The 12119-nt window shown below is 64.9% G+C and carries 11 protein-coding genes; 9 read left to right on the plus strand and 2 right to left on the minus strand.

All coding sequences use genetic code 11. The annotated features are described in order from the left end of the window. Position 1 precedes the first annotated feature (1 nt). Positions 2-2170, plus strand: coding sequence for a primosomal protein N' (locus tag CEQ44_RS17205; protein ID WP_088182604.1), 2169 nt, complete (start codon positions 2-4; stop codon positions 2168-2170). Next, the gene (locus tag CEQ44_RS17210) at positions 2170-2337 is read left to right on the plus strand and encodes a DUF1289 domain-containing protein (RefSeq protein ID WP_088182605.1); all 168 of its coding nucleotides are present in this window, start codon (positions 2170-2172) and stop codon (positions 2335-2337) included. Before CEQ44_RS17205 ends, CEQ44_RS17210 begins: the two co-directional genes overlap by 1 nt. Here CEQ44_RS17210 and CEQ44_RS17215 read toward each other — a convergent pair. Beyond that, positions 2294-3820 (minus strand): hypothetical protein, encoded by a 1527-nt coding sequence (locus tag CEQ44_RS17215; RefSeq protein ID WP_088182606.1) that lies wholly within the window; start codon positions 3818-3820, stop codon positions 2294-2296. The two genes, CEQ44_RS17210 and CEQ44_RS17215, sit on opposite strands and share 44 nt — an antisense overlap. A gap of 71 nt (positions 3821-3891) precedes the next feature. Then, a complete protein-coding gene (gene ada / locus CEQ44_RS17220) occupies positions 3892-4953 on the minus strand; it encodes a bifunctional DNA-binding transcriptional regulator/O6-methylguanine-DNA methyltransferase Ada (protein WP_088182607.1) in 1062 nt (353 codons plus the stop codon). A 125-nt stretch (positions 4954-5078) separates the two neighbouring features. Between ada and CEQ44_RS17225 the strand changes: the two genes are divergently transcribed. From CEQ44_RS17225 to CEQ44_RS17255, 7 genes are all read left to right on the plus strand, one after another. Beyond that, a complete protein-coding gene (locus tag CEQ44_RS17225; protein WP_088182648.1) occupies positions 5079-6650 on the plus strand; it encodes a S1C family serine protease in 1572 nt (523 codons plus the stop codon). A gap of 183 nt (positions 6651-6833) precedes the next feature. Then, positions 6834-7388 carry a F0F1 ATP synthase subunit delta gene (locus CEQ44_RS17230; protein WP_088182608.1) on the plus strand — a complete coding sequence of 185 codons (555 nt, stop codon included), beginning with the start codon at positions 6834-6836 and terminating at the stop codon, positions 7386-7388. 3 nt (positions 7389-7391) lie between these two features. Beyond that, entirely contained in the window at positions 7392-8921 is a 1530-nt protein-coding gene (atpA, locus tag CEQ44_RS17235; RefSeq protein WP_088182609.1) for a F0F1 ATP synthase subunit alpha, read from the plus strand. Beyond that, positions 8918-9295 carry a hypothetical protein gene (locus tag CEQ44_RS17240; RefSeq protein ID WP_176400215.1) on the plus strand — a complete coding sequence of 126 codons (378 nt, stop codon included), beginning with the start codon at positions 8918-8920 and terminating at the stop codon, positions 9293-9295. Before atpA ends, CEQ44_RS17240 begins: the two co-directional genes overlap by 4 nt. Before the next feature lie 29 nt (positions 9296-9324). Next, positions 9325-10209: a F0F1 ATP synthase subunit gamma gene (locus tag CEQ44_RS17245; protein WP_088182610.1), complete on the plus strand. Its 885-nt coding sequence runs from the start codon at positions 9325-9327 to the stop codon at positions 10207-10209. 24 nt (positions 10210-10233) lie between these two features. Further along, positions 10234-11679 carry a F0F1 ATP synthase subunit beta gene (gene atpD / locus CEQ44_RS17250; RefSeq protein WP_088182611.1) on the plus strand — a complete coding sequence of 482 codons (1446 nt, stop codon included), beginning with the start codon at positions 10234-10236 and terminating at the stop codon, positions 11677-11679. Between the two features lie 154 nt (positions 11680-11833). After that, positions 11834-12088, plus strand: a complete 255-nt coding sequence (locus CEQ44_RS17255; protein ID WP_088182612.1) for an ATP synthase F1 subunit epsilon — start codon at positions 11834-11836, stop codon at positions 12086-12088. Positions 12089-12119: the final 31 nt, after the last annotated feature.

The raw sequence follows: 12119 nt of genomic DNA on the forward strand, positions 1-12119 counted from the left end.
AATGTCCCGCGCCCGCGTCCTCATCCTCAACGCTGCCCTTGGCCCGCTCGATTATCGCGTGCCGCATGGCATGGCGGTCACGCCCGGCAGCATCGTCGTCGCGCCGCTGGGGCCGCGCCAGTTGATCGGCGTGGTGTGGGAAGAGGACAGCTTCCCCGATGTGGAGACGGTCGGCGACAATCGGCTGCGCAATCTAATGGAGGTGGTGGACGCGCCGCCGCTGCCCGAACCACTGCGGCGGCTGATCGAATGGACGGCGGATTATTATCTCAGCCCGCCCGCCGCTGTGTTGCGCATGGCGCTGTCATCCATGTCCGCGCTGGAGGGGACGCGCACCGTCATCGAATATCGGGCGACCGGGGCCGTGCCCGAACGGATGACCGAGCAGCGCGCCCAAGCGTTGGAACGGATCGGCGAGCGGCAGGGGCTGATCCGCGAACTGGCGATGATCGGCGGGGTCAGCGACGCCGTGATCCGCGGCCTCATCAAGCAGGATATCTTCGAGCCGGTCGAGGTGAGCGTCGACACGCCCTTCCCCATGCCCGATCCCGGTCATGCCCAACCTGTCCTGTCGGAAGCCCAGACCAGCGCTGCGACCGTCATGGCGGACGCAGTGCGCGCGCATGATTTCGCGCCCTTCCTGCTCGACGGCGTCACCGGATCGGGCAAGACGGAAGTCTATTTCGAGGCGATCGCGGCGGCGATCCGGGCGGACCGACAGGTGCTGGTGCTGCTGCCCGAAATCGCGCTGACCGAGCCGTTTCTTGAGCGGTTCGAGAAGCGGTTCGGGACTGTGCCGGTCAACTGGCACAGCGGCCTGCGCCAGACCGAGCGGCGGCGGGCCTGGCGGGCGATCGCGACAGGCCAGGCGCAAGTGGTGGTGGGCGCGCGGTCGGCTTTGTTCCTGCCCTATCCCAATCTGGGCCTGATCGTCGTGGACGAGGCGCATGAGGCGAGTTTCAAGCAGGAGGATGGCGTCCATTATCATGCCCGCGACGTGGCGGTGATGCGCGGCCTCATAGAAAAATTTCCGGTCATATTGGCGTCCGCCACCCCCGCGATCGAGACGCGGCATCAGGTGGAGCTGGGTCGCTATGCGGAGATCAAGCTGCCCTCGCGCTATGGCGGGGCGGAAATGCCGAGCATCGAAGGCATCAACCTGCTGACCGACCCGCCCGAACGCGGCCGCTGGATCGCGCCGCCTTTGGTCAAGGCGATCGACGCGGTGATGGAGAAGGGCGAGCAGAGCCTGCTGTTCCTCAACCGGCGCGGCTATGCGCCGCTGACGCTGTGCCGCCATTGCGGCTATCGCTTCCAATGCCCCAATTGCACCGCGTGGATGGTCGAGCATCGGCTGACCCATCGGCTGGCCTGCCATCATTGCGGCCATGTCATCCCGGCCCCGCGCCGCTGCCCCGATTGCAAGGAAGAGGACAGCCTGGTTGCGTGCGGCCCCGGCGTCGAGCGGATCGCGGACGAGGTAAAGGCGCTGTGGCCGCAGGCCCGCACCGCCATCGCCACGTCCGACACGCTGTCATCCCCCGCCCGCGTCGCCGATTTCGTGAAGTCGGTGGAGGCGGGCGACATCGACATCATCGTCGGCACGCAACTCGTCACCAAGGGCTATCACTTCCCCAACCTGACGCTGGTCGGCGTGATCGACGCGGACCTGGGGCTGGAGGGCGGCGACCTGCGCGCGGCCGAGCGCACCTTCCAGCAGATCGTGCAGGTCGCCGGACGCGCCGGGCGCGGCGAGAAGCCGGGCAAGGTGTTCATCCAGACGCGGATGCCGACCAGCGAGGTGATCGAATCGCTGATCGAGGGCGATACCGAACGCTTCTATGCGGTCGAGACCGAGAACAGGCGGCGCGCCAACGCCCCGCCCTTCGGCCGCTTCGCCGCGATCATCATTTCCAGCGAGGATGCCGACGAAGCGGCGCAGACCGCGCGGCTGATCGGCAAATCGGCGCCGGTGATCGAAGGGATGCGCGTCTATGGCCCTGCGCCTGCGCCGCTGTCCGTCCTGCGCGGGCGGCATCGCCATCGGTTGCTGATCCATGCGACGCGGCAGGTCGATATTCAGGCGGCGATCCGCGAATGGCTGGGCAATCTGGCGTGGAAATCGGGAACACGCGTGGCGGTCGACGTCGATCCCTACAGCTTCATGTGATGGAGACGCCGTGCCGTAATCTATGCGCGCTCGACCGCGAACGCGCGACCTGCAGGGGTTGCGGCCGGACGATCGCGGAGATCGTCCACTGGCGCAGCATGACCGATGTAGCGCGGGCCGCCGTCATGAAGCGGGTGCAGGACTTCCAGCCCCAGCGGCGGGCTTAATAGCGCCGTTCTTCCCTGCCTGCGCCTCATATTGCGCCTTCATCTTCAACGCCGCGTCGCGCATCCCCGACCCATGGGGTGAAAAGGCGATCGGATCGAGCAGGATCGACGCCGCCTGATATTCGCCGCGAAACGCCATCGCCTGCGCCATGTTGAACCGATAATTGGGATTTTGCGGCAACAGGGTGAACGCCTTGTACAGACCATCATAGCCCAGGTCCGGCATCTTGCCGCCGCGCATCGCATGATAGCGATAGAAAAGCGCCAGCGGCACCGGGTCTTCGGTATCGGCGCGATTGGCGCGCACGATGGATGTGAGCGCGGCTTTCCAGTCGCTGTCCGCGTCGCTGTCCTGCGCCCGTTCCAGCAGCACGTTCGCCCGTACCGCATAGGCACGCGCCGATTTGGGATCGATCGCGATGGCCCGGTCGGCGGCGGCCAGCGCAGCCTCCTTTTGCTCGACAGCCCATTCGGCTTCAGCGAGCAGAGCCTGGACATAGGCGCTGGCTGGATATTGCGCCGCTTTGGTGCGGATGGTCCCGGCAATCCCTGGCAGTTCCTCGGCAGGCGGGCGGTGAATAAGCCATAGCTGATCCTCCATCAGCGCCCCCTGCGCCGGATCGACCGGGCTGATGGCGATCTCACCGATCACCATCTCCTTGGGCGTCAGCACCGAAATATTGAGCCGATGGCGCATGTAGGCCTTCAGATCCTTTTCGAGCGCGTCCAGTCCGCCGTCGAAATAGCGGTCCGGCTGGATGTCCGGCACACCAGCCGCCAGATCCCGCAAATATCGGGTCATTTCTGTGGTTCGCGCATTTTTCTGCTGAAAATAATAATGGGTCAGCAGCCAAGCCGTGCCGTAGTAGCGATCGCCGTCCCGCAGGCTCAGCCCTTCGGTATCCCGTGCGAACAGTTGCTTGAGCGGATAGGGTTGGCCCAGCACCAGCCCCGGCACTCGCGCCATGGGGACATGGGCGAACTGGATTGAGCCGTCCTTCGGGAATTTCACGACCGAGAAGAACTCCGCGAACCCCTCGACATACCATGTCGGATAGGCGGCCGGAAAATGGTGCAGCATGAAATGATGGGTATATTCGTGGAAGAGAACTTCTTCCGCGCCCATGTCGAACTTGCCGTCCTTGCCGCCGCGCGACAGAAACGCATAGGCCGTGCGTTCCGATGTCGTATAATAGCCCGCGATATTGGGATTGCGCGCCAACGCCTTCACCTTGGCTTCGCTGGACAGCAGATAGACCTTGACCGGGCTGCCTGCTTCGGGAGTGGCCACGCCGGTCAATCGCCGCAGCAGGAAGTCGAACTTCTCCAGTCGCTCGGCAAAGCCGCGCAGTTTCTCGTCATTGCCTTCGCTATAGACCGTGAAATGCCGGGTCTGCGCCTGCCACCACGCCGCCTGCGCCGTTCCCATGCCGCCCAGCGCCAGCGCCAAGCCGACCAGCGCTTTCACCCAGAATCGTATCATCCGTCTATATCCCCAAAGACCATGGCCAAGTTGGGGGAGCGCGACGAAAATGAAAAGACGAATTTAATCCGCTACTTGCCCTTTTCCTGCGCCAGCAGCGCCCGCTTCTTTTCGACGCCCCAGGCATAGCCGCCCAGGCCGCCATCGCCCCGCACGACGCGGTGGCAGGGGATGAGGACGGCCAGGCTATTGCCGCCGCACGCCGTGCCCGCCGCGCGCACCGCGCCGGGGCGGCCGATCGCCGCCGCGATCTCGCCATAGCTGCGCGTCTCGCCCGGCGGGATGGCGCGCAATGCCGCCCAGACCGCCTGCTGGAAGGCGGTGCCGCGCACGTCGATCGGCAGGTCAGTGTCGGCCGCAGGATCATCGACCAGCGCCGCCACACGCTGCGCCATCGCGTCGAGCGCGTCGTCCGCGGGCAACAGCGCGGCGTGCGGGAAGCGGGCGCGCAACTCTGCCTCCCCCTCGCCAAAGCTGATCCGGCACAACCCCTTGTCCGTCGCCGCCACCAGCATCGGTCCCAGGCTGCTGTTCACCACACGCCAGCGAATCGCCGCGCCGCGGCCGCCATCCTTCCAGGCGCTGGGCGTCATGCCCAGATGCTGCTGCGCATCGGCATAGGCGCGGCTGGGCGCATTATAGCCCGCGTCATAGATAGCCGCGGTCACGCTGCCCGGCTGCGCCAGCGCCGCCTTGAGCCGCCCCGCCCGCACGCCGCGGGCATAGGCGGCCGGGGTCATTCCCGTCTCGCGCTTGAACAGGCGGTGGAAATGATGCGGTGCATAACCGGCATGGGCCGCGATCGCGTCCAATTGGGGCGTATCCTCCGCCGCCTCAATGAACGCGATCGCGGCCGCCACGGCCAGTCGGTCACGCCCGACCGCGTCGGGATGGCAGCGCAGGCAGGCGCGATAGCCCGCCGCCCTCGCGGCCGCCGGATCGGGCAGGAAGGTCATATTCCCCCGCTTCGGGTGCCGCGCGGCGCAACTGGGCTTGCAATAGATGCCGGTCGTCGCGACGCAGCCGACGAAGCGGCCATCCATCGCCCGGTCGCGCGCCAGGAAAGCCGCCCAGCAGGCGTCGTGGTCCGGCATGGCCACAGCATCGGGTTTGAGGCGAGTCATCTGGTTCATCCCTATGGGATAGCGGCGCGTCCTTGGCCATGCTTCCCGCGCCTTGCTGTCAAAACGCCGCCAGGGACATGGGGCGCATTTCCCGATTGCGCCGCGCCCGCCTTCCAATATGTATGCGCGCATCTATGGTCGCCCTGCTCCGCCGCTTCACCCCTGCCTTCGCCTGCGCGCTCGCGCTGCTTGCGCCAGCCTCGCTTCATGCCGAACAGCAGGACATCGCCGCTGCCGCGCGTGGCGTCGTACGCGTGGCGCTGGTCGCGACGGATGGGTCGGACGCCTATTTCGTCGGCCATGGCAGTGGCTTTGCGGTCGCCCCGGACAAGATACTGACCAACGCCCATGTCGTCGAACTGGCGCGCGAGGAGAAGAATCTCGTCATCGGCGTGATCCCGTCCGAAGGGCGCAAGACCTATGGCGGGCGAATCATCGCCTATTCGCCGGGTAACGACCTGGCCCTTATCCAGTTGGAAGAAGGCCGCCTGCCGGTATCGACCTTCTATGCCGGCGCGGTGACCGACGGGCAGCATGTCACCGCGATCGGCTATCCCGGCACGGTCGATCGGGCGCAGGGGCTGGGCCTGAAACAAATGGTCGAACCGATGGCTACGGTGAAAACCAACGGCAATATCTCGTCGGGCCGCGCGAGCCAAAGTTTCGACACGCTGCTCCACACCGCGCCGCTCGCGGCCGGGAACAGCGGCGGGCCGCTGGCCGACGATTGCGGCCGGGTGCTGGGCGTCAACAGCTTCGGGTCAGTGTCGGACGGCAATGACGCGGAATTCGGCTTCGCCGTATCCTGGCGCGAAATCGCCTCCTTCCTGCGCCAAGCTGGCGTTGCCTCGCTCCACACCGTCGTCCCCTGCCGATCCATGGCGGAGGCCGACGCGGCGGAAGCCAGCATCACCCAGCGCGAATCGCAAGCCACCGAACAGAAGAGCCGCGCCAGCGCCGATGCGCGCGAACAGGCGCTGACCCGCGCGCGCGACGCCGCGGAACGCGATATCATCACCGCGCGCGAAAATGCGATGGCGGGCGCGGCCGTGCTGCTGGCCCTCGCCGTACTGGGCCTGGGCGCGGGCGGGCTGTTCTACACGCAGGGCAAGGAAAAACAGTCGACCTGGTTCCTGGCGGGCGGCGGCGTGCTGCTGTTCGCGGCGCTGGGCCTCTTCTTCCTCAAGCCCAGCTTTGCCAGCATCGACGAGCGGGTGAAGAAGCCCACCGACACGTCCATCGTCGGCAACAGCGCCTTCGCCTGGACCGGCGACAATATCTGCAAGATCGACCTGGCGCGCAGTCGGCTGACCATATCGCAGCCCAATGACGTCGGCCTCAACTGGGCCGAAGGCGGCTGCGTCAACGGCGACACCCAATATGTCGCGTCCGGCACGCTGTGGCAGCGCGCGAGCGTGCCCGATGAGGCCAATTATGTGAGCACCAGCCAGTTCGACCCGGAGACAGGCACGTTGCGGGTGCAGCGCTGGCTGCCCGACCTGGATACGATGGACAAGGTCCGCGCGCTGGCGAAAGACGAAACCGGCAAGGCGCCGATCAAGGGCTGCGGCGCCGACTCCGATCGGCTTGCCCAGATCGCCGCGCTCCAGAGCGACGTGACAGCGTTGCTTCCAGCCCAGCCCAACGAACGGATCGTCTATCATTGCCAGAAGGGACGGCTTGCCCCGGTCGATCCTGCCGAATAACCGATTCGTCGCGGTGGAAATACTCAGGCAAATAGGTGTGATTTCGCACTATTGCTGGAATCACGTCACATGACTTGCATAGTCATAATCCCGCTGCTAACCGGCCGGGCAACAGGGGCACGGGACGGGATCAGACCGCGCCCTCTTTTTGCATGACCCGCAATTACGGAGGACGGCAAGCGCGTGGAGATTAACAGCGGCATTCAGGCTAGCCTCAGCGGCCGCTACGCGGTGGCGCTGTTCGATCTGGCCCGCGACGCAAACGCGCTCGACACGGTGGCGGACAGCCTGGCCGGGTTGAAGGCGGCTATCGCCCAGTCCCCCGATTTCAAGGGTCTGATCAACAGCCCCGTGCTCAGCCGGGATGCAAGTGGCAAGACGATCGCCGCCGTCGCATCCTCCATGGGCACAGATTCGCTGACGACGAAATTTCTCGGCGTCCTTGCCGATAACCGTCGCCTCGCGCAGTTGCCCGCGGTCATCCGCGCCTATGAAACGCTGCTGTCGAGTCACAAGGGCGAGGTCCGCGCCGAAGTGACGAGCGCTCACCCCCTCACCAAGACCCAGATCGGCGCCCTTACCAAGAGCCTCAAGGCGCGCGTCGGCCGCGACGTCATGCTCGACGCAAAGATCGATCCCGCGATCCTGGGCGGGCTGGTCGTCAAGATCGGCAGCCAGATGATCGACAGCTCCATCCGCACACGTTTGAATACGCTCGCCCAGGCGATGAAAGGCTAAGTCATGGATATCAACGCCGCAGAAATTTCGAAGGTCATCAAGGACCAGATCGCCAATTTCGGCACCGAAGCGCAGGTCAGCGAAGTCGGTTCCGTGCTGACCGTGGGTGACGGCATCGCCCGCGTCCATGGCCTCGACAACGTCCAGGCGGGCGAAATGGTCGAATTCGCCAATGGCGTGCAGGGCATGGCGCTGAACCTGGAAGCCGACAATGTCGGCGTCGTGATCTTCGGGTCCGACAGCGCGATCAAGGAAGGCGACACCGTCAAGCGTACCGGCACCATCGTCGACGTGCCCGTGGGCAAGGGCCTGCTGGGTCGCGTCGTGGACGGCCTGGGCAACCCGATCGACGGCAAGGGTCCGATCGTTTCCGACCAGCGTATGCGCGTCGAGCGCAAGGCGCCCGGCATCATCCCGCGCACCTCGGTCCATGAACCGGTGCAGACCGGCCTGAAGGCGATCGACACCCTCGTCCCCGTCGGCCGTGGCCAGCGCGAACTGATCATCGGCGATCGCCAGACCGGCAAGACCGCCGTCGCGATCGACACCTTCATCAACCAGAAGGCCGCCAACGCGGGCGATGACGAGAGCAAGAAGCTCTACTGCATCTATGTCGCGATCGGCCAGAAGCGCTCGACCGTCGCGCAGATCGTCAAGCAGCTCGAAGAAAATGGCGCGATGGAATATTCGATCGTCGTCGCCGCGACCGCTTCGGAACCCGCCCCGCTCCAGTATCTCGCCCCCTATACCGGCGTGACCATGGGCGAATATTTCCGCGACAACGGGATGCACGCCGTCATCGTCTATGACGATCTGTCCAAGCAGGCCGTGGCCTATCGCCAGATGTCGCTGCTGCTGCGTCGTCCTCCGGGCCGCGAAGCCTATCCGGGCGACGTCTTCTATCTGCACAGCCGCCTGCTGGAGCGCGCGGCCAAGATGAACAAGGAAAACGGCTCCGGCTCGCTGACCGCGCTGCCGATCATCGAAACGCAGGCGGGCGACGTGTCCGCGTACATCCCGACCAACGTGATTTCGATCACCGACGGCCAGATCTTCCTGGAAACCAACCTCTTCTACCAGGGCATCCGCCCGGCCATTAACGTGGGCCTCTCGGTGTCGCGCGTCGGCTCCGCCGCGCAGACCAAGGCGATGAAGAAGGTGTCCGGCTCGATCAAGCTGGAGCTGGCCCAGTATCGCGAAATGGCGGCCTTCGCTCAGTTCGGGTCGGACCTCGACGCCTCGACCCAGAAGCTGCTGAACCGCGGTGCGCGCCTGACCGAGCTCCTCAAGCAGGGCCAGTTCTCGCCCCTGCCGTTCGAAGAGCAGACCGCGTCGATCTTCGCTGGCACCAACGGCTATCTGGACAGCGTCGCGGTCAAGGACGTGACGCGCTATGAGGAGCTGATGCTCGCCTATCTGCGCCACGACCATGCCGACGTGCTGACCCTGATCCGCGACAGCAAGGATTTGGGCGACGACGCCAAGAGCAAGCTCAAGGCCGCGCTCGACAGCTTCGGCAAGACGTTCGCATGATCGCAGGCGCCGCCCTGCTGCTCATGACCCTTGCCGCCGCGCCTGTCGCGGCACAAGAGGTCGTGGCGGCAGGCGGCGCTTTGAACGGCCAATGGATTGTCGACCTGTCACCGGAAGGCGACAAGAGCTATACCAAGACCATGATCCTGACGCTGAAGGCGGACGGAACGGTCGCAGGCAGCTTTTACGACAGCGACATCCAGGCCGGACGGTGGAAGACGGCGCGCGGCAGGACGTGTGTCAGCTTTCGTACGACCGACGGGGCCGGTCCCTATCACAGTGCCGCCTGCCTGGCAGGCGGTCATGTGGAGGGGCAGACATGGGCCGAACATCGCAATTTCCTGTTCAACTGGAACGCGGAGCGCGCCCAGTGACAGGTGAAACAATCGGACGGTAGTGGACGATGGCTAGTCTCAAGGAACTGAAGATCCGTATCGGGTCGGTCAAATCGACCCAGAAGATCACCAAGGCGAAGCAGATGGTCGCCGCCGCGAAACTGCGCAAGGCGCAGGCCGCGGCCGAGGCCGCGCGCCCGTATAGCAGCCGTCTGGAAGCGGTCGTCGCCAGCCTGGCGTCGAAGATTGCGGGCGGCACCGGCGAAGGCGCGTCCCCGCTGCTGGCCGGCACCGGCAAGGAGGAAGTGCATCTGCTGGTCGTCGCCAACTCAGACCGTGGTTTGGCGGGGGCATTCAACGCCAACATCGTCAAGGCGGCGCTGGCCAAGGCGCGCGCGCTGGAGCTGGACGGGAAGAAGGTGCAATTCTACCTGATCGGCCGCAAGGGTCGTCCGGTCATCAACCGCGCCTATCCGGGCAAGATCGTCGCTCAGTTCGACACCACGGGCGCCAAGCAGCCCGGCTATGATCAGGCGCAGTCGATCGCGCAGGACCTCAGCAAGATGTTCCTCGACGGCAAGTTCGACGTCGCGCACCTCTTCTATTCGCGCTTCAAGTCGGCGCTGGCGCAGATTCCGACCGAGCAGCAGATCATCCCGGTCAAAATCCCGGCCGACGCCGACCGCAACGCCATCCCCGCCACGGTGGAATATGAACCGAGCGAGGAAGCGATCCTGGACGATCTGTTGCCACGCAACATTGCGATCCAGCTGTTCAAGGCGCTGCTGGAAAACAACGCATCCGAACAGGGCGCATCGATGACCGCGATGGACAATGCCACGCGCAACGCCGGCGACCTCATCAGCAAGCTGACGATCCAGTATAACCGCAGCCGCCAGGCCGCGATCACCACCGAACTCGTTGAAATCATTTCGGGCGCTGAAGCCCTCTAAGACCCCGCACGCAAGGAAGCAGTCATGGCAACTACCAACAATGTAGGCCGCATCTCGCAGGTCATCGGCGCTGTCGTCGACGTGACCTTCCCCGATGCGCTCCCGTCGATCCTGTCGGCGCTGGAAACCAGCAATAACGGCCAGCGCCTGGTGCTGGAAGTCGCCCAGCATCTGGGTGAGAACACTGTCCGCACGATCGCGATGGACTCGACCGAGGGTCTGACCCGCGGCCAGGAAGTGACCGACACCGGCGCGCAGATCAGCGTCCCCGTCGGCCCCGCCACGCTCGGCCGCATCCTGAACGTCATCGGTGAGCCGATCGACGAGCGCGGCCCGGTGCTGACCGACATGCGCTCGCCCATTCACGCCGAAGCCCCGCTGTTCGTCGATCAGTCGACCGAAAGCTCGATCCTGGTCACCGGCATCAAGGTCATCGACCTGCTCGCCCCCTACGCCAAGGGTGGCAAGATCGGCCTGTTCGGCGGCGCCGGCGTCGGCAAGACGGTGCTCATCCAGGAACTGATCAACAATATCGCCAAGGGCCATGGCGGCACCTCGGTCTTTGCGGGCGTCGGCGAGCGTACCCGTGAGGGTAACGATCTCTATCACGAGTTCCTGGACGCAGGCGTCATCGCCAAGGATGCCGATGGCAATGCGATCAGCGAAGGCTCCAAGGTCGCGCTGGTCTATGGCCAGATGAACGAGCCGCCGGGCGCCCGTGCGCGCGTCGCCCTGTCCGGCCTGACCATCGCCGAATATTTCCGCGACGTCGAAAATCAGGACGTGTTGTTCTTTGTCGACAACATCTTCCGCTTCACCCAGGCAGGCGCGGAAGTGTCCGCGCTGCTCGGCCGGATTCCTTCGGCCGTGGGCTATCAGCCGACCCTGTCGACAGACATGGGCCAGTTGCAGGAGCGCATCACGTCGACCAACAAGGGGTCGATCACCTCGGTCCAGGCCGTGTACGTCCCCGCGGACGATCTCACCGATCCGGCGCCCGCGACCTCCTTCGCGCATCTTGATGCGACGACCGTTCTTAACCGTGCGATTTCGGAGCTGGGCATCTATCCGGCGGTCGATCCGCTGGACTCCACCAGCCGCGTGCTGGAGCCGCGCACCGTGGGTCAGGAACATTATGACACCGCCCGCGCGGTCCAGTCGATCCTGCAGAAGTATAAGTCGCTGCAGGACATCATCGCCATTCTGGGCATGGACGAGCTGTCGGAAGAGGACAAGCTGACCGTCGCCCGCGCGCGCAAGATCCAGAAGTTCCTGTCGCAGCCGTTCCACGTCGCCGAAGTCTTCACCGGCATCAGCGGCAAGTTCGTCCAGATCGAAGACACGGTGAAGTCGTTCAAAGCCGTGGTCGATGGCGAATATGACCATCTGCCCGAAAACGCTTTCTACATGGTCGGCGGTATCGACGAAGCGGTCGAAAAGGCTAAAAAGCTGGCGGCCGAAGCGGCGTAACGATAGAAGCCTCCCCTCCCTGTCAGGGAGGGGATTGAGGGTGGGTGGCGAGCGAAGCGAGCTTCCCGCTTCTCGAAACGGAGCGCAAGCCATCGCTACGCGACGGCACCCACCCCAACCCCTCCCTTGGAAGGGAGGGGCTAAGGAAATAAAAATGGCACTGCATTTCGAACTCGTAACCCCGGAAAAGCTGGTCCGTTCGGTTGACGTCTGGCAGGTCGTGGTGCCCGGCACCGACGGCGACTTCGGCGTGCTGGAGGGGCATGCGCCCTTCATGTCGACCGTCCGCGACGGCAACATCCAGGTCTATGCAGCGGCCGGCGCTGCGCCCGAAATCATCCCGGTCGAAGGCGGCTTTGCCGAAGTGAATGAAAAGGGCCTGACGGTTCTGGCCGAAAAGGCCGGCTGACCGAAGCAACCATCGCCGACAGGCGATCGAC

The sequence above is a fragment of the Sphingobium sp. Z007 genome (assembly GCF_900013425.1).
Lineage (GTDB): Bacteria > Pseudomonadota > Alphaproteobacteria > Sphingomonadales > Sphingomonadaceae > Sphingobium.